General features: G+C 67.6%; 18 protein-coding genes and 1 tRNA gene. 16 read left to right on the top strand and 3 right to left on the bottom strand.

The window, feature by feature from the left end; all coding sequences use genetic code 11:
• The first annotated feature begins 19 nt into the window (after window positions 1–19).
• Genes PDM28_RS13235 through PDM28_RS13225 form a run of 3 tightly spaced genes read left to right on the top strand, consistent with a single transcriptional unit; the run spans window position 20 to window position 3,371 of the window.
• Window positions 20–1,942 carry a type IV pilus assembly protein FimV gene (locus tag PDM28_RS13235; protein WP_311182377.1) on the top strand — a complete coding sequence of 641 codons (1,923 nt, stop codon included), beginning with the start codon at window positions 20–22 and terminating at the stop codon, window positions 1,940–1,942.
• Window positions 1,943–1,944: 2 nt separating this feature from the next.
• Window positions 1,945–2,718, top strand: a complete 774-nt coding sequence (gene truA / locus PDM28_RS13230) for a tRNA pseudouridine(38-40) synthase TruA (RefSeq protein ID WP_070207206.1) — start codon at window positions 1,945–1,947, stop codon at window positions 2,716–2,718.
• Window positions 2,715–3,371 (top strand): phosphoribosylanthranilate isomerase, encoded by a 657-nt coding sequence (locus PDM28_RS13225; protein ID WP_102944514.1) that lies wholly within the window; start codon window positions 2,715–2,717, stop codon window positions 3,369–3,371. Before truA ends, PDM28_RS13225 begins: the two co-directional genes overlap by 4 nt.
• A gap of 179 nt (window positions 3,372–3,550) precedes the next feature.
• Here the strand turns inward: PDM28_RS13225 and PDM28_RS13220 are convergent, their stop codons facing one another.
• Window positions 3,551–4,438 carry a LysR family transcriptional regulator gene (locus tag PDM28_RS13220; protein WP_311182374.1) on the bottom strand — a complete coding sequence of 296 codons (888 nt, stop codon included), beginning with the start codon at window positions 4,436–4,438 and terminating at the stop codon, window positions 3,551–3,553.
• Window positions 4,439–4,533: 95 nt separating this feature from the next.
• Between PDM28_RS13220 and trpB the strand changes: the two genes are divergently transcribed.
• From trpB to glmM, 5 genes are all read left to right on the top strand, one after another.
• Complete coding sequence (trpB, locus tag PDM28_RS13215) at window positions 4,534–5,760, top strand: tryptophan synthase subunit beta (protein WP_102944520.1); 1,227 nt, start codon at window positions 4,534–4,536, stop codon at window positions 5,758–5,760.
• Complete coding sequence (locus PDM28_RS13210; protein ID WP_311182373.1) at window positions 5,757–6,431, top strand: hypothetical protein; 675 nt, start codon at window positions 5,757–5,759, stop codon at window positions 6,429–6,431. The genes trpB and PDM28_RS13210 overlap by 4 nt, the downstream gene beginning before the upstream one ends.
• Window position 6,432: 1 nt before the next feature.
• Entirely contained in the window at window positions 6,433–7,245 is an 813-nt protein-coding gene (trpA, locus tag PDM28_RS13205) for a tryptophan synthase subunit alpha (RefSeq protein ID WP_311182372.1), read from the top strand.
• A gap of 220 nt (window positions 7,246–7,465) precedes the next feature.
• On the top strand, window positions 7,466–8,344 hold the full coding sequence (gene accD / locus PDM28_RS13200) for an acetyl-CoA carboxylase, carboxyltransferase subunit beta (protein WP_070207217.1): 879 nt from the start codon (window positions 7,466–7,468) through the stop codon (window positions 8,342–8,344).
• Entirely contained in the window at window positions 8,344–9,711 is a 1,368-nt protein-coding gene (gene glmM, locus PDM28_RS13195) for a phosphoglucosamine mutase (protein WP_311182370.1), read from the top strand. The genes accD and glmM overlap by 1 nt, the downstream gene beginning before the upstream one ends.
• A 55-nt stretch (window positions 9,712–9,766) precedes the next feature.
• Here glmM and PDM28_RS13190 read toward each other — a convergent pair whose 3' ends face one another.
• Both PDM28_RS13190 and PDM28_RS13185 read right to left on the bottom strand, forming a co-directional pair.
• A complete protein-coding gene (locus PDM28_RS13190; RefSeq protein ID WP_311182368.1) occupies window positions 9,767–10,621 on the bottom strand; it encodes a polysaccharide deacetylase family protein in 855 nt (284 codons plus the stop codon).
• Window positions 10,608–11,759: a glycosyltransferase family 4 protein gene (locus PDM28_RS13185; protein WP_311182367.1), complete on the bottom strand. Its 1,152-nt coding sequence runs from the start codon at window positions 11,757–11,759 to the stop codon at window positions 10,608–10,610. The genes PDM28_RS13190 and PDM28_RS13185 overlap by 14 nt, the downstream gene beginning before the upstream one ends.
• 278 nt (window positions 11,760–12,037) lie before the next feature.
• Here PDM28_RS13185 and PDM28_RS13180 point away from each other — a divergent pair, with 278 nt between their 5' ends.
• The 8 genes from PDM28_RS13180 to PDM28_RS13145 all read left to right on the top strand — a co-directional run bounded on the left by PDM28_RS13180 (window position 12,038) and on the right by PDM28_RS13145 (window position 17,604).
• Complete coding sequence (locus PDM28_RS13180; protein WP_102944526.1) at window positions 12,038–12,973, top strand: isopenicillin N synthase family dioxygenase; 936 nt, start codon at window positions 12,038–12,040, stop codon at window positions 12,971–12,973.
• Window positions 12,974–13,121: 148 nt separating this feature from the next.
• Window positions 13,122–13,877, top strand: a complete 756-nt coding sequence (gene tpiA / locus PDM28_RS13175; protein ID WP_311182366.1) for a triose-phosphate isomerase — start codon at window positions 13,122–13,124, stop codon at window positions 13,875–13,877.
• A 27-nt stretch (window positions 13,878–13,904) separates the two neighbouring features.
• A complete protein-coding gene (gene secG, locus PDM28_RS13170; protein WP_070207238.1) occupies window positions 13,905–14,348 on the top strand; it encodes a preprotein translocase subunit SecG in 444 nt (147 codons plus the stop codon).
• A gap of 71 nt (window positions 14,349–14,419) precedes the next feature.
• Window positions 14,420–14,504, top strand: a tRNA-Leu gene (locus PDM28_RS13165).
• 112 nt (window positions 14,505–14,616) lie between these two features.
• Entirely contained in the window at window positions 14,617–14,973 is a 357-nt protein-coding gene (locus PDM28_RS13160; protein WP_026069699.1) for an NADH-quinone oxidoreductase subunit A, read from the top strand.
• Window positions 14,964–15,518, top strand: a complete 555-nt coding sequence (locus tag PDM28_RS13155) for a NuoB/complex I 20 kDa subunit family protein (protein WP_017354657.1) — start codon at window positions 14,964–14,966, stop codon at window positions 15,516–15,518. Before PDM28_RS13160 ends, PDM28_RS13155 begins: the two co-directional genes overlap by 10 nt.
• 32 nt (window positions 15,519–15,550) lie before the next feature.
• The gene (locus PDM28_RS13150) at window positions 15,551–16,300 is read left to right on the top strand and encodes an NADH-quinone oxidoreductase subunit C (RefSeq protein WP_102944529.1); all 750 of its coding nucleotides are present in this window, start codon (window positions 15,551–15,553) and stop codon (window positions 16,298–16,300) included.
• Window positions 16,297–17,604 (top strand): NADH-quinone oxidoreductase subunit D, encoded by a 1,308-nt coding sequence (locus PDM28_RS13145; RefSeq protein ID WP_070207225.1) that lies wholly within the window; start codon window positions 16,297–16,299, stop codon window positions 17,602–17,604. Before PDM28_RS13150 ends, PDM28_RS13145 begins: the two co-directional genes overlap by 4 nt.
• Window positions 17,605–17,607 lie beyond the last annotated feature (3 nt).

The raw sequence follows: 17,607 nt of genomic DNA, 5'->3' as shown, positions 1-17,607 counted from the left end.
GAATCGCTATATTGCCGCCATGAAGAAACGAGCTTCGGGCGCAACGCGCCCGCTCAAGGTGGTATCGACCCTGCTGCTGGCCCTGGCCAGCAGCTCGGCCATGGCCCTCGGGCTGGGCGACATCCGGGTCCTGTCCAAGCCTGGCCAGCCGCTGCTGGCTGAAATCCCGGTCATTTCCGCCGACCCCTCCGAACTGGAAAACCTGCGCGTGGCGCTGGCTTCGCCGGTGACCTTCGCCCGGGTCGGGCTGGACCGTCCGACCGGACTGGTCAGCGAACTGCAGTTCGAACTCTCCCGCGATGCCAACGGTCGCGCCGTGGTGCGGGTCAGCTCGCAGGCGCCGGTGACCACGCCGTCGCTGAACTTCCTGATCGAAGCCGATTGGGGCCAGGGCCGCCTGGTCCGCGAGTATTCGGCGCTGGTCGATGCACCCGACAGCGCGCTGGCCGTGGCCGAACCGGAGATCGTGGCGCCGGCCGGTGCCATGTCCAATGCCATCGCCCGTGAAGCCGAGGCCATGCAGGCGCCGGTCCCGGCGGTCGCCGCCGAAGCCCCGGCGCCGCGTGCTGCCCCCGCACCCGCACGCCCGGCTGCACCGCCGCGCCAGGCCGCCGCATCGGCGGCCGCCACCGTATCCGCCGACGGCAGCATCACCGTGCAGCGCGGCCAGACCCTGTCGCAGATTGCCGGCAGCGTCGCCCGCGAGCAGGGCATCAGCCGCGACCAGGCGATGATCGCGCTGCTGCGCGCCAATCCCGAAGCCTTCATCCGCGGCAACCTCAACCTGCTCAAGCAGGGGGCGGTGCTGCGCAACCCGGGCGCCGACGCCCAGATCGATGCCGCCCAGGCCGCGGCGATGGTGCGCGAGCACGCCGCGCAGTGGCGCCAGGCGCGCTCGTCCATTCCGCAACCGGCCAGCAGCGGTGTGGCCGCTGCACCGCCGGCCACGGCCGCCCCGGCCTCGGGTACCGGCGCTCCGGCCGCAGGCGGACGCCTGGAGATCGCCCCGGCGGTCGCCGCCACCGACAACAACGCAGGTACAACCACCGGCACCGCCGCCGGCAGTGAGGGTGACATGCTGGGCAACGAACAACTGCGCCAGGCCAAGGAAGACGTGGCCACCCGCGATGCCGAGATCCAGGAGCTGCGCAACCGCGTGGCCGAACTGGAAAAGCTCAAACAGCAGCAGGCCTCGCTGATCGCGATGAAGGACACCGACCTGGCCGCCGCGCAGCAGCGCCTGGCCGAAACCCCGGCCGCGCGCGAAGGCGGTAGTGGCGGCTGGGCCTGGCTCGGCCTGCCGGTGCTGCTCCTGGCGGTGGCCGGCTGGGCACTCTCGCGCCGCCGCAAGCCCTCGCCGCTTCCGCCGCTGCGCCGCGACGGCCTGGATGCCGCCAGCCTGGCGGCTGCGGTCCCGGCAGCCGACTACGTGGACGAACTGGCCGCGCAGCGCGAGGTCGAGGCCGACGAACCCGACCTGCGCGATGCGCCGGATTATGTGCTGGCCGCCGAGGACAGCCGTGACCAGGATTACGGGCGTCGTGAACCGGCATTCGTTCTTGAGCCGCAGCCGGAACCGGTCCAGTTGGCGCAGGAAACAGTGGAAGCACCCGCATCGCCTGGCGAGATGTCACCGGCCGACGATTGGGTGCCGGCCTACGCGCGCGAAGCGGCAGCGAAGCCGTCCTTCCGTGGCGTGTTCGAGATTCCGGAATGGAATCCCCCGCAGGCTGCCGAGGCCGAGGCCGATGCGCTGCCGCCCGCCGCGGAGCCGATGGTCGCACCGCTGGGCGCCCCGGGCCACGACCGCCTCGAACTGGCCATCGCCTACCTCGACCTGGGCGATGCCGACACCGCGCGCACCCTGCTGCTGGAAGTCGCCCAGGCAGGCGACTTCCACAGCCAGCAACAGGCCCGTGAACTGCTGGCCCGGCTCGGCTGAGCATGCGTTACGCACTAGGGGTTGAATACGACGGCAGCGAGTACAAGGGCTGGCAGCAGCTGGGTGAAAGCGGCTGTCCCAGCGTGCAGGCCAGCCTGCAGGACGCGCTGTCGTCGATTGCCAATGCGCCGATCCAGGTGGTCTGCGCCGGCCGCACCGACGCCGGCGTGCACGGCGAATGCCAGGTGGTCCACTTCGACACCGACGTGGTCCGCGACCCGCGCAGCTGGACCCTGGGTACCACCACCCGGGCGCCACGCTCGATCGCCGTGCGCTGGTGCGTGCCGGTGGCCGACGATTTCCATGCGCGGTTTTCCGCGCGTGCACGGCGTTACCGCTACCGCCTGCTCAACCGGGCGATCCGCCCGGCGCTGTACCGGCAGAGCCTGAGCTGGGAGCGCCGCCCGCTGGACGCGGCGTTGATGCACGCCGCCGGGCAGGCCCTGCTGGGCGAAAACGACTTCAGCGCATTCCGCAGCGTCCAGTGCGAGGCCCTGCATGCCCGCCGCGAGCTGCAGGCGATCAGCGTGACCCGCCAGGGCGAGATCATCGAGGTCTGCGTTCAGGCCAATGCATTCCTTCATCACATGGTGCGCAATATCGTCGGTTCATTGATCCTGATCGGCAGTGGGGAAAAGCCGGTGTCGTGGATGGCCGAACTGCTGGCTGGCCAGGACCGCACCGTGGCAGGGCCCACCGCACCGCCGCAGGGATTGGTATTCGTTGGCCCGTTGTATCCCGACAACTGGCACCTTCCTGCCGAGGTCACCCTATGAGCCGCTCCTTCTACCGCACCCGCATCAAGTTCTGCGGCATGACCCGCGCCGGCGACGTGCGCCTGGCCGGCGAACTGGGCGTGGACGCGGTGGGCTTCATCTTCGCCCGCGAAAGTCGGCGCCGGGTCGCCCCGGCCGAGGCGCGCGCGATGCGCCAGGCGATCGCGCCGATGGTCGACGTGGTCGCGCTGTTCCGCGACAACAGCAAGGAAGAGGTGCGCGAGGTACTGCGCACGGTGCGCCCGACCCTGCTGCAGTTCCATGGCGACGAGGACGAATCGTTCTGCCGCAGCTTCAACATGCCGTACCTGAAGGCGGTGGCCATGGGCGGCCGTGAAGAGGTCAACGCGCGCCAGCTGCAGCTGCGTTACCCCAGTGCGGCAGGCTTCCTGTTCGACAGCCACGCCCCAGGCGGCGGCGGCGGCACCGGCGTGGCCTTCGACTGGACCCGCCTGCCGACCGGCCTGCACCGTCCGTTCCTGCTGGCCGGCGGAATCACCCCGGACAACGTCTTCGACGCCATCGTCGCCACCCTGCCGTGGGGCGTGGATGTCTCCAGCGGCATCGAATCCGAGCCGGGAATCAAGGACGGCTACAAGATGCGCAAGTTCGTGGAAGAAGTCCGCCGCGCGGATTGCCACGAGGCGGATTGAGCTCCGATCGCTGATCCACCGACTCGACGGGGTGATCCCGGTAGGGTCGCATCCCAATCGACCGCCATGAACCGTTCAACACCCGGGGAGGCATGACCGTGGAGCGAGGCGCGTTCCCCGGCAGGGTCCATGCCCCAATGCACCGATCACCGTTACCGGCGGTCGACTGGGGTGCGACCCTACCGAAGCTGTTCTGCCAGCCAATCGCTGAGCGCCTCGACCCGCGCATCCTGCGCGCCCGCCCGTGTTGCCAGCACCCAGAATCCGCCGGTCGCGCCGAACCCCCATGGCGCCAACAGCCGCCCGGCCGCCAGCTCATCGGCCACCAGCGGTTCCGGCGCGATCGCAACGCCCAGCCCGGCCACCGCCGCTTCCAGCAGGAAGTACAGGTGCTCGAACCCGGTGCCCAGCTGCAGCTGCGCCGGGTCCAGGCCATGCGACAGCGCCCACTCCGGCCAGGCCTGCGGACGCGAGGTGGTGTGCAGAAGCGGTTCGCCCAGCAGGGCATGCGGCGGCTGATGGCGTAGCCGTGCGGCCGCCGTATGCTGCGGGCTGACCACCACGCCCACCCGTTCCGGGGCCAGTTCGCGAACCTGCCAGCCACGCGGCCACGGCGGCTGCGCCAGCAGCAGTACCGCGTCCAGCGCCTGCTGCTGCTCGGTGAAGCTGCCGTCCTGCGCCGACCAGTGCAGCGCCAGTTGCGGCAGCTCGGCCTGCAGGGTTGGCAGGCGCGGAATCATCCAGCGCGCCAGGATGCTGCCACTGCAGCCCAGCACGAGCGCGTCGGGGCGCTGCCGGCGCTGCAGGCGGTCTACCGCATCGCGAATCTGGGTGAAGGCGCCGTCGCACGCGGCCTGCAGCGCGGTACCGGCGGCGGTCAGCCGCACGCCGCGTCCCTCACGCTCGAACAGCGTCACGCCCAGATGCTCCTCAAGCAGCCGCAACTGGCGGCTGATCGCCCCGTGGGTGACATGCAGGGCTTCGGCGGCCCGACCCACGCCGCCCAGCCGGGCGGTAGCCTCGAAGCTGCGCAGGGCATTGAGCGGGGGCAGGGGCGTCTGGCTCATGTGAGTTTTCCTGACGGGTCGATGCAGATAATATCGATATTCCGGTCGGGACAGGTGCGTTAGATTGTCAGCCTGTCTCCATCGGCTGTCGCGTCATGTCCGCATCCCCCGCATCCCCCATCGCAGATTTCCACGCCTATCCCGACGCCCAGGGCCACTTCGGCCGCTACGGCGGAAGTTTTGTCGCCGAAACCCTGATCGGCCCGCTGCAGGAACTGGCCGCGGCCTACGATGAAGCGCGCCGCGATCCGGCCTTCATTGCCGCCTACGACAAGGACCTCACCCATTACGTGGGCCGGCCCAGCCCGATCTACCACGCCGAGCGGCTCAGCCAGCAGGTCGGCGGCGCGCAGATCCTGCTCAAGCGCGAAGACCTGAACCACACCGGCGCGCACAAGATCAACAACACAATCGGCCAGGCGCTGCTGGCCGCGCGGATGGGCAAGAAGCGCATCATCGCCGAGACCGGCGCCGGCCAGCACGGCGTGGCCAGTGCCACGGTGGCCGCACGGCTGGGCCTGGAGTGCGTGGTGTACATGGGTGCCACCGACATCGAGCGGCAGAAGATCAACGTCTACCGCATGAAGCTGCTGGGCGCGACGGTGGTGCCGGTGACCTCCGGCTCGGCCACCCTGAAGGACGCGCTGAACGAAGCGATGCGCGACTGGGTCACCAACGTGCGCGACACCTTCTACATCATCGGCACCGTGGCCGGCCCTGATCCGTACCCGCGCATGGTGCGTGACTTCAATGCCATCGTCGGCCGCGAAGCGCGCGCGCAGATGCTCACCGACTACGGCCGCCTGCCCGATGCGATCACCGCCTGCGTCGGCGGCGGCAGCAATGCCATCGGCCTGTTCCATGCCTTCCTCAACGATCGCGCGGTCCGCATCGTCGGTGCCGAAGCCGCCGGTGACGGCATTGAAACCGGCCGCCACGCCGCCTCCATCGCCGCTGGCCGCCCCGGCGTGCTGCACGGCAACCGGACCTATGTGATCTGCGACGACGACGGCCAGATCATCGAAACCCATTCGGTGTCGGCCGGCCTGGACTACCCCGGCGTGGGCCCCGAACATGCGTTCCTGGCCGACAGCGGCCGTGCCGAATACCTGGGCATCACCGACGACGAAGCGCTGGCCGCGTTCCACCAGCTGGCGCACAGCGAAGGCATCCTGGCGGCGCTGGAGTCCAGCCATGCGGTGGCCCAGGCGATCAAGCTGGCGCGCGACCTCCCGAAGGACAAGCTGGTGCTGTGCAACCTGTCCGGGCGTGGCGACAAGGACGTGCACACCATCGCCGCGCGCGAGGGTCTGATCCTGTGAATCCGATGCTGCGCCAGGGAAGTGCGCTGCTGATCGCGGCCGGCCTGGCCGGCTGCACCGCGCCGGAGCCGCCGGTGCTGGCGACGCCGTCGCCGAAGGTAACCGCCCCGGCGCCACCGGGAAATGCTGAGGTAGCCAAGCGACCGTCTGACAGTGCGTCCGACGTTGCCTCCGACAGCGACGACGATGCTGCGGCGCCGTCGGTGGTCTCGGTTGCACTCGACCATGCCGGCGATGTGCTGATAGGCCAGCGCTTCAGCGAAGTCGAGGCCGAGGGCGAATGGCACTCGGCAGGGCTGAGCGACGGCGAGGCCGCTGGTGCGTGCGAGTACTACGAACGCGGCAGCCTGCCCGAAGGCGTGGCAATGATGGTCGAGGACGACCACGTGCAGCGTTTCGACCTGGCCAGCATCGACGGCTCGACCGAGGCGATTGCACAGCCCGGTCCGTTCGGGCTGCGCCTGGGCATGTCCGAAGCGGAGGCGCTCAAGCGCCTGCCGCCGGGCAGCACCCGCGCGCCGCATGCCTACGACCCGGAAACGGGTCACTACCTTACCTGGCAGGACCCGGGGTCGGATCTGGCAATCCGCCTGGAGATCTTCGAAGGGATGATTTCTACGATGTATTGGGGCGCCAGTGGCGCCGTTGAACTGAAAGAAGGATGTGCCTGAAATGCCTGTCGACCGTATCGATGCCTGTTTCGCGCGCCTGCGCGCCAGCCGCCGCAAGGCGCTGATTCCATTCATTACCGCCGGCGACCCCGGCCTGGAAGCGACCGTTCCGGTCATGCACGCCCTGGCCGCCGCAGGCGCCGACGTGATCGAACTCGGCGTGCCGTTCTCCGACCCGATGGCCGACGGCCCGACCATCCAGCGCAGTTCCGAGCGCGCGCTGGCCCGAGGTGCGGGCCTGCGCTACGTACTGGAAACCGTCACCGCGTTCCGCCGCGACGACAGCACCACCCCAGTGGTGCTGATGGGCTACCTGAACCCGGTGGAGATCCACGGCACCGCGAAGTTCGCCGAGGCGGCCATTGCCGCGGGCGTGGACGGGGTGCTGCTGGTCGACCTGCCGCCGGAAGAGGCCGAGGAGACCCTGGCGATCTTCAACGCGGCCGGGCTGGCGCTGATCCTGCTGGCCTCGCCGACCACCGCCGACAGCCGCCTGGACCTGCTCGCGGGCATGGCCCGGGGCTACCTGTACTACGTGAGTTTCGCCGGCGTCACCGGCGCCTCCGAGCGCCTCGACAGCAGCGCCGCCGGCGCCCGCCTGCGCGACCTGCGCAGCCGTTCCACCGCACCGGTAGTGGCCGGTTTCGGGATCAAGGACGCCGCCAGCGCGGCGGCGATGGCCGCCGAGGCGGACGGCGTGGTGGTGGGCAGCGCACTGGTGGCGGCGTTGGCCGAGGCGGACGGCGCCGAGGCTGCGGCGCGCACCGCCAAGGCGTTCCTACGGCCTCTGCGCGACGCTCTGGATAGCCATTGATCGGTAGCGTCGGCCGTTGGCCGACCCAAGGGGTCCATCCGGCGCCATGAGGGCCGGCCAACGGCCGGCGCTACCGGGATTCGAACGGCATCCCGTTTTCACGTGGCACCATTCACGCCGCATCCACACGCCCCCGTAGGGATCCCGGCTCCACAGCCGGTGAGCTAGACTGTCCGCCTTTGCGGCTTTCGGGCCGCCCTGAACGGAAGTGTCATCCCGCATGAGTTGGCTCAGCAAGTTGATGCCGTCGGGCATCCGCACCGACAACGTCCCCAGCAAGAAGCGCAGCGTCCCCGAGGGCCTGTGGGAAAAGTGCAGCAGCTGCGGCAGCGCGCTTTACGGTCCTGAGCTGGAAGAAAACCTGGAAGTCTGCCCAAAGTGCGGCCACCACATGGCGATCCGCGCACGCGCACGCCTGGCCTCGCTGTTCGACGCCGACAGCACCACCGAAATCGCCGCGCGCCTGGGACCGACCGACCTGCTCAAGTTCAAGGACCAGAAGAAGTACAGCGAGCGCATCAAGGCCTCGCAGAAGAACACCGGCGAGTACGACGCGCTGATCGCCATGCAGGGCCTGCTCAAGGGCCGGCCGCTGGTGGCCTCGGCCTTCGACTTCGCCTTCATGGGCGGTTCGATGGGCTCTGTGGTCGGTGAGCGCTTCTCGCTGGCGGCCGAAAAGGCGCTGGAAATCGGTGCGCCGTACGTGTGCTTCTCCGCGAGCGGCGGCGCGCGCATGCAGGAAGGCCTGTTCTCGCTGATGCAGATGGCCAAGACCTCGGCCGCGCTGGGTCGCCTGCGCGACGCCGGCCTGCCGTACATCTCGGTGCTGACCCATCCGACTACCGGTGGCGTGTCGGCATCCTTCGCGATGCTGGGCGACATCAACATCGCCGAACCGCAGGCGTTGATCGGCTTCGCCGGCCCGCGCGTGATCGAGCAGACCGTGCGCGAAAAGCTGCCGGAAGGCTTCCAGCGCTCCGAGTTCCTGCTCGAGCACGGTGCCATCGACCAGATCTGCGACCGTCGTGAAATGCGCGACCGCCTGGCCGAACTGCTCGCCATGCTGGGCCGCCAGTCCGCGCCGGACGCTGCCGCCTGATGGCCGCGCGTAAATACTTCGGGACCGACGGCATCCGCGGTCGGGTCGGGCAGGGCGTGATCTCCGCCGATTTCGTGCTGCGCCTGGGCAATGCGCTGGGCCGGGTACTGATCGAGCGCAGCAAGCATGCCCCCGGCGTGCGCCCGGTGGTCGTGATCGGCAAGGACACCCGGATCTCGGGTTACATGTTCGAAGCTGCGCTGGAAGCCGGCCTGGTTGCCGCCGGTGCGGATGTGCAGCTGCTGGGCCCGATGCCGACCCCGGCGGTCGCATTCCTGACCCGCACCCTGGGTGCGGACGCCGGCATCGTGATCAGCGCCTCGCATAACCCGCATTACGACAACGGCATCAAGTTCTTCTCGGCCGACGGCGAGAAGCTCGACGACGATACCGAGCTGGCGCTGGAAGCGGCGCTGGACACCGAGTTCACCACGGTCGATTCGGACCGGCTCGGCAAGGCGGCGCGTGCGCGCGACGCGGTCGGCCGTTACATCGAGTTCTGCAAGGCCAGCGTGCCGCGTGGGTTCGACCTGCGCGGCCTGAAGATCGTGCTGGACTGCGCGCATGGCGCCACGTATCACATCGCGCCGCTGCTGTTCCGCGAGCTGGGTGCGGAGGTCGTGGCCATCGGCGCCGAGCCCAATGGCGTGAACATCAATGATGGCGTCGGGTCGATGCACATCGACAACCTCGCCGCCAAGGTGCGCGAGGTCGGTGCGGACCTGGGCATCGCCTTCGACGGCGACGGCGACCGCGTGCTGATGGCCGACGACCAGGGCAACCCGGTCGACGGCGATGACCTGCTGTATGTACTGGCGGCGGCGTGGCAGACGTCGGGCCGCCTGCGCGGACCGGTGGTGGGCACGCTGATGACCAACTTCGGGCTGGAGCAGGCGCTGGAACGCCTCGGCCTGCCGTTCGTGCGCAGCAACGTGGGCGACCGCTACGTGCACCAGGCGCTGGTGGAAGGCGGCGGCGTGCTCGGTGGCGAGGCTTCGGGCCACCTGCTGTGCCTGGACCGTGCGACCACCGGCGATGCCATCGTCAGTGCGCTGCAGGTGTTGGAAGTGCTGCGTCGTGGCGGTATCTCGCTGCGTGCTGCATTGAGCGACGTGACCAAGGTGCCGCAGAAGACCGTCAACGTGCGCCTGGCCGGTGTCTCGGCCAAGGTCATCGTGCAGTCCGAAGGCGTGCAGTCGGCGCTGGTCCATGCGCAGCAAGCGGTCAAGGGCCGCGGCCGCGCATTCCTGCGTCCCTCCGGCACCGAGCCGGTAGTGCGGGTCACGGTGGAGGCCGATACGGCCGAGTTGATGCAGGGCACGCTGGACAGTCTGTCCGCTGCAGTGAAGGCAGCGGCTGCGGCATGATGCGTAGCCGACGCTGACATGAAAAACCCGGCCAAGGCCGGGTTTTTCATGTGCGTTACGGCCCCGGTGCCATCTTCTTCTGCTTCGCCTTGAACCGGTTGAACACCGGTGCGATCAACGGGTGGTAACTCCACGCGATGCGCTTGCGCAGCCAGCTGGCGGGTCGGTTGCGGATGGCAAACCGATAGATGTGTTCCGGATCGCCACCTACCACGTTGCGCCCGAACGGGTGCGTGGTGTGCAGGTAACGGAAGCCCTGCGCACGCGCGATCGGCAGGTAATCCTCGTCGAAATCGCCGTACGGCCAGCACAGCGTGTCTGACACCTCGCCCAGCTGTTCCTGCAGCACCGCGCGTGCCATTTCCAGGTCGCGGGTGATGCCGTCGCGCTTCTGCGTACGGCTGATGTCCTGCTTCATCCAGCGCGTGTGGGTATGGGTATGGCAATGCACCTCGAACGTACCGGCCTCGATCATCGCGCGCGCTTCGCTCCAGCGCATCATCACGTCGTCGTGGCGGTTCTCGCGCAGGATCGCGTCTTCGCAGCCACGGTGGTCCGGGGTCGCCGGCAGCGTCGCACCGGGCTGGCCAGCGTGCGGGCGCACCGGGCCTTGGCCCATCCAGCCGGTGACCACGAACACCACCGCATGCATGCCGTACTTCTGCAGGATCGGGTGCGCATACACCCAGTTGTCCAGGTAGCCGTCGTCGAAGGTGATGACGATGGATTTGCGCGGTACCGGCCTACCGGCCAGGAAGTCGGCGTACTGGGCCAGGGTCAGCGAGGTCCAGCCGTTGGCGGCCAGCCACGCGATCTGGCTCTCGAAATTTTCCGGCGACACCGTGATCATGCCCGGCGAGGGCGAAACATGGTGGTGCATCAGCACCGGTACGGTTCTAGCGTTTGCCATGGCCCAGTTCCTTCAACCACTGGTGGTAATAGTACTCGGTGGCCTCGGTGTGCCCGGTCGGGGTGAAACGGTGCGCGCTGCGCATCCAGTCCCAGCCGGCCTGGCCCATCTGCCGGCGGCGTTCGGGCTGCTCCACCAGGGTCTGCAATGCCGCGGTCAGCGCGGCCTGGTCGCCGAGCGGGGCGAGCAGGGCGTTGCTGCCTTCCACCAGCATTTCCGGCACGCCGCCCACGCGGGTGGCGACGATCGGCACGCCCACGTAGGCCGCCTCCAGGAACACCGTGCCGGCCGCTTCCTTGTGGCTGGCCAGCGCGAAGATGTCGAACGCGGTCATCAGCCGGCAGGCCCCCAGCCGGTAGCCCAGCAGGTGCACCTGGCCGGCAATGCCCAGCTCGGCGCGCAGCGCGGTCAGGCGTTCCATCACCGGCGCGCCGTCGCCCACGATCACCAGCTGCAGGTTCGGGTGCTGGCGGCAGAGCGGCGCGATCGCGCGCAGCAGGTCGGCATGGCCCTTGGCCTCGCGCAGTACGGCCACGCAACCGACCACGACCTGATCGTCGCTGAAGCCCAGTTCGCGGCGGACCTCGGCGCGGGTGTCCTGCAGGCACTGCCAGGCGTCGTCGCTGGTGGCCTGCGACCACTGCGGCGGAACCGCGATCGGCGGCACGATGCCGATCCGGTCGTCGGCGATGCCGCGATGGACCAGCAGCTGCTTGACGAAGCTGCTGACGGTCAGCACCCGGTGCGGCAGCCCGGTGTAGGTGAGCAGCGAATTGACCGGGCTCATCAGGTGGCGCGATCGGACCACCAGCGGTGCACCGCCCAGGCGGGCGCCGGCGGCGGCGATCAGGGCATCGCGGCGGCTGGTGGTATTGACCACGTCATAGGTGTGCCGCCGCACCAGGCGGGATACCGACCAGATGCCGCGCAGCATCCGCAGCAGGCCGCCCATCTTCAATGCATGCACGGTGAAGCCGGCCTCGCGGGCCATTTCACCCAGGCGGGCGCCCGGCTGGCACAGCAGCGACACGTCGTGGCCGCGCTCGCGCATGGCCAGCATGTGGCGATAGATGTAGATCTCCTGCCCGCCGAATCCCTTGGCGGCTTCCGTGTGCAGGATCTTCAGTGGCTTGTCCATCGTGAACGTTCCAGGTGTCCAGTCATTCAACGTCATTGCGGGCGCGGGAGGGTCACTGCCCCGGTGCGCGCGCACGGCCAAGGGGGCAGGGGACGCGCGGGCGTCCTTGCGGTGTCAGGGCAGACAGGGAGGGGCGATTGACGTGGCGGCGGCGATGTCGCGCGCATTGTATCGGTTTGTATCAATGTATCGTCAGTGCAGATCCTCCGATCTGGCACAATGTTCAGCCGGGCCACAGCCGTGGCCCATCTCCACCCCCGAACCAGCCAGGAACCGCAGTGAGCCAGATCCCCACCCTCGACATCACCCGTTTCGACAGTGACCGCGACGCGTTCGTCGCCGAGCTGGGGGCGGCCTACCGTGAATGGGGTTTTGCGGGCATCCGCAACCACGGCATCCCGCAGGCGGACATCGACGGTGCGTACGAGGTCTTCAAGGCGTTCTTCGCGCTGCCCGAAGCGACCAAGCTGCAGTACCACCTGCCGGGCACCGGCGGCGCGCGCGGCTACACCCCGTTCGGCGTGGAAACCGCGAAGGGCTCCAAGCACTTCGACCTGAAGGAGTTCTGGCACATCGGCCGCGAGATCCCGGATGACTCCAAGTACCGTGACGTGATGGCGCCGAACCTGTGGCCGACCGAAGTACCGGGCTTCCGCGAGAAGGGCTACGGCCTGTTCCAGGCGCTGGACCAGCTGGGGTCGCGCGTGCTGTCGGCGCTGGCGCTGCACATCGGCCTGCCGATCGACTTCTTCGCCGACAAGACCAACAACGGCAACTCAATCCTGCGCCCGATCCACTACCCGCCGATCACCGCCGACGACATCCCCAACGTCCGCGCCGGCGCGCACGGCGACATCAACTTCATCACGCTGCTGGTCGGTGCCAGCGCCGCCGGCCTGGAAGTGCAGTCGCACGAAGGCAAGTGGGTGCCGTTCACCTCCGACGCGGACACCATCGTGGTCAACATCGGCGACATGCTGCAGCGCCTGACCAACCACGTGTACCCGTCCACCATCCACCGCGTGGTCAACCCCCCGGGCGAGCAGGCCCGCCAGCCGCGTTACTCGGTGCCGTTCTTCCTGCACCCGAACCCGGACTTCCTGATCGACGTGCTGCCGACCTGCATCAGCGCGGACAATCCCAGCCGCTACCCGGAGCCGATCACCGCCCACGGCTTCCTCGAAGAGCGCCTGCGCGAGATCAAACTCAAATGACGTGGGTACCGACTGTCAGTCGGTACGCCTCAAAGGCCGCCTCCGGGCGGCCTTTTTCATTATCCATTTGAAATGTAAGCGTTTTCCTGAAACGCGGATTCGTTACATCCGGTATCATCACCGGCTGATACCCAAATGGAGCCCGCCCATGCGCCGCAAGATCGTCGCCGGTAACTGGAAGCTGCACGGCAGCCGCCACTTCGCCACCGACCTGGTCAGCGACATCGTCGCCGACCTGCCCAAGGAGGGCGTGGACGTGGTGATCCTGCCGCCGCTGCCGTACCTGGGCGAGCTGGTGGAGGCCTTCGAGGGTCGTGCTGTCGCTTTCGGCTCGCAGGACGTCAGCTCCAATGAAAAGGGCGCCTACACCGGCGAGGTCTGCGCGGCCATGCTGGCCGACGTCGGCGCCCGCTACGGCCTGGTCGGCCATTCCGAGCGCCGCCAGTACCACAACGAGACCAGCGAGCTGGTCGCGCGCAAGTTCGCCGCCGCCCTGCATGCCGGGCTGGTCCCGGTGCTGTGCGTGGGCGAAACCCTGGAGCAGCGTGAAGGCGGCCAGACCGAGCAGGTCATCGCCAGCCAGCTGACCCCGGTGCTCGACCAGGTCGGGCCGGAGGGCTTCCAGCACGCCGTGGTCGCCTATGAGCCGGTCTGGGCGATCGGGACCGGCCGCACCGCCACCAAAGAGCAGGCCCAGCAGGTCCATGCGTTCATCCGTGGCGAAGTGGCCAAGCGGGATGCTAGAATCGCCGATTCGTTGCCAATCCTGTACGGCGGCAGCGTGAAGCCCGACAACGCCGCAGAGCTGTTCGCACAGCCCGATGTCGATGGTGGGCTGGTAGGCGGCGCCTCGTTGGTGGCCGCGGATTTCCTGGCCATCGCCCATGCGGCGGCCGGGCACTAACAAGAATTGTCCGAGGACGGATTCGAAATGCTGATGTTGATCCTCAATGTGGTCTACGTGCTGGTGGCAGTGGCCATGATCGCGCTCATCCTGATGCAGCGTGGTTCCGGTGCGGCCGCAGGGTCGGGGTTCGGCGCCGGTGCCTCGGGCACGGTGTTCGGCGCGCGCGGCGCGTCCAACTTCCTGTCCAAGTCGACCAAGTGGCTGGCCGTGGTGTTCTTCGGCATCAGCCTCTTCATGGCCTGGTACGCCAGCCATGGTGCGCGACCGGCGGTCCAGCAGGACCTCGGCGTGATGTCTGCCCCGGTCGCGCCTGCCGCGCCGGCGGTCCCCGCCGGTGAGCTGCCGGCCGTGCCGAAGGCCCCGGAAGCCGCTGCGCCGCAGCCGGTTCCGCAGGCGACTGTGCCGGCTCAGGCCGAAACGCCGAAATCGGGTGAAGAAAAGCCTTCGGAAGGCTCCCAGACTCCCTGAAGACGGTTACAATATGCGGCGCGTTGGGGGAGTCCACCAGGAATCACGCCCAGCGCGATACGTAATGCAATGCCCAGGTGGCGGAATTGGTAGACGCACTACCTTGAGGTGGTAGCGACTTAGGTCGTAGGGGTTCGAGTCCCCTCTTGGGCACCATTTTGTTTGTAAGCGGGTTCGTCTGGCGCGCAAAGCGCCAGCAACGTTTTCCGTCCACTCCCCCATGCCAAGACGCCTGCAGGCGTGGCGGCAGAGGCAAGAGAGAATCGCTGTGCTGGCCGAATATTTGCCGTCTCTGCTGTTTCTGATTGTTGCCACCGGTATCGGCGTTGCGCTGATGCTGGTCGGTCGGTTCCTCGGTCCCCGGCGTCCAGATCTGAAAAAGCTCTCGCCGTACGAATGCGGCTTCGAGGCTTTCGAGGACGCGCGCATGAAGTTCGATGTGCGCTACTACCTGATCGCCATCCAGTTCATCGTATTTGACTTGGAAATCATCTTCATCGTGCCGTGGACCCAGGTCTTCATGGAGCTGGGCGCACGTTCGCTGGTCACGATGGGCCTGTTCGTGGGCATGCTTTTCCTCGGTTTCATTTACGTCTGGAAGAAGGGAGCGCTGGAATGGGAGTAATTCAGACTCTCGATGGCCTGATGAACAACCCGGTCCCGGAAGGGCGGGTCGACGACATCCTGCGCCCCGAAGGCGACAACCCGCTGCTCGAAAAGGGCTATGTGACCACCAGCGTCGACGCGCTGTTGAACTGGGCACGTACCGGCTCGATGTGGCCCATGACCTTCGGTCTGGCCTGCTGCGCGGTTGAAATGATGCATGCCGGTGCCGCGCGCCTGGACCTTGACCGCTACGGCGTGGTGTTCCGCCCGTCGCCGCGCCAGTCCGACGTGATGATCGTGGCCGGCACCCTGGTCAACAAGATGGCCCCGGCGCTGCGCAAGGTCTACGACCAGATGCCGGACCCGAAGTGGGTCATCTCCATGGGCAGCTGCGCCAACGGTGGCGGCTACTACCACTACTCCTATGCAGTGGTGCGTGGTTGCGACCGCGTGGTGCCGGTGGACGTGTACGTCCCCGGTTGTCCGCCTACCGCCGAAGCGTTGGTGTACGGGATCCTGCAGCTGCAGAAGAAGATCTGGCGTACGCAGACCATCGCCCGCTGACATTCCTCCTGACAAGAGCGCGCCAAGCCCCCATGGCAGAGCAAGCATCCTTCATCGACCGACTCTCCGCACGTTTCGCAGGTGCGCAGGTCTTCGTGGTCGAACCCCGCGGCGAAGTGACGCTGGAAGTGCCCGCTGCCGACTGGCATGCCACTGCTCTGGCGCTGCGCGACGAATTCGGTTTCGAGCAGTCCGTCGACCTGTGCGGCGTTGACTACCTCGGCTATGGCAGCGACGAGTGGGACACCGCCGACGTCTCTTCGCACGGCTTCAGCCGTGGCGTGGAAGGCAAGGGCGCCGGCCGTTTCGCGTGGGGCGAGTTCCCCACCCGCGAAACCCCGGAAGGCGCCCAGCCGCAGCCGGTGCCGCTGCAGCGTTATGCCGTGGTCGCGCAGCTGCGGTCCTACCAGCACAACCTCACCATGCGCATCCGCTGCTTCGCGCCGAACGAGGAACTGCCGGTGGTCGCCTCGCTGACCAGCGTGTGGCCGGGCCTGAACTGGTTCGAGCGCGAAGCGTTCGACCTGTTCGGCGTGATCTTCGAAGGCCACCCGGACCTGCGCCGCATCCTGACCGACTACGGCTTCGTGGGGCATCCGTTCCGCAAGGACTTCCCGCTGATCGGCAATGTCGAAGTCCGCTACGACGAAGAAAAGAAGCGCGTCGTGTACGAACCGGTCACCTCGGTGGAGCCGCGTGTCGGCGTGCCGCGCGTGATCCGTGACGACGCCCGTTTCCAGACCGCTGCCGGCGAAACCGCGCAGTCGGAGGCAAGCAAGTGAGTGAGTTCAAGCAAGCCCACCAGGCCTTTGCGAGCAACCCGGCCGAACTGCGCCAGGAAATCCGCAACTACACGATGAACTTCGGTCCCCAGCATCCGGCCGCGCACGGTGTGCTGCGCCTGATCCTGGAAATGGACGGCGAAACCATCATGCGTGCCGACCCGCACGTCGGGTTGCTGCACCGTGGCACCGAAAAGCTGGCCGAATCCAAGCCGTTCAACCAGTCCATCGGGTACATGGATCGCCTGGATTACGTGTCCATGATGTGCAACGAGCACGCCTACGTGCGCGCCATCGAAACCCTGATGGGGATCGAAGCGCCCGAGCGTGCCCAGTACATCCGCACCATGTTCGACGAAATCACCCGCATCCTGAACCACCTGATGTGGCTGGGCTCCAACGCGCTCGACCTGGGCGCGATGGCGGTGATGCTGTACGCCTTCCGCGAGCGCGAAGAGCTGATGGACTGCTACGAAGCGGTCAGCGGCGCGCGCATGCATGCGGCGTACTACCGTCCGGGCGGCGTGTACCGCGACCTGCCGGACCAGATGCCGAAGTACAAGGAATCGCGCTGGCACAAGGGCAAGGCCCTGAAGAACCTCAACGCCTCGCGCGAAGGTTCGCTGCTCGACTTCCTGGAGAACTTCACCAAGGAGTTCCCGTCGCGCGTCGACGAATACGAAACCCTGCTCACCGACAACCGTATCTGGAAGCAGCGTACGGTCGGCATCGGCGTGGTCAGCCCGGAACTGGCGCATGCCTGGGGCATGACCGGCGTGATGCTGCGCGGCTCGGGCATTGCCTGGGACCTGCGCAAGAAGCAGCCGTACGCCAAGTACGATGCGGTCGACTTCGACATCCCGCTCGGCAAGGAAGGCGACTGCTACGACCGTTACCTGGTCCGCGTGGCCGAGATGCGCGAATCCAACCGCATCATCAAGCAATGCGTGGACTGGCTGCGTGCCAATCCGGGTCCGGTCATGGTCAAGAACTTCAAGGTCGCGCCGCCCAGCCGCGAGGACATGAAGGACGACATGGAAGCGCTGATCCATCACTTCAAGCTGTTCAGTGAAGGCTACTGCGTCCCGGCCGGCGAAACCTACGCCGCGGTCGAAGCGCCCAAGGGCGAGTTCGGCTGCTACCTGATGTCCGATGGCGCCAACAAGCCGTTCCGCGTGCACCTGCGCGCGCCGGGCTTTGCCCATCTGTCCTCGATCGACTCGGTCGTGCGCGGGCACATGCTCGCCGACGTGGTGGCCATGATCGGCACCTACGACCTGGTGTTCGGTGAGGTGGACCGGTAATGG

Source organism: Stenotrophomonas aracearum, assembly GCF_031834615.1.
Taxonomy (GTDB): Bacteria; Pseudomonadota; Gammaproteobacteria; order Xanthomonadales; family Xanthomonadaceae; genus Stenotrophomonas; species Stenotrophomonas aracearum.
The sequence above is the reverse complement of the archived record's forward strand: the minus strand, read 5'-3'. Positions and strand labels throughout refer to the sequence as shown.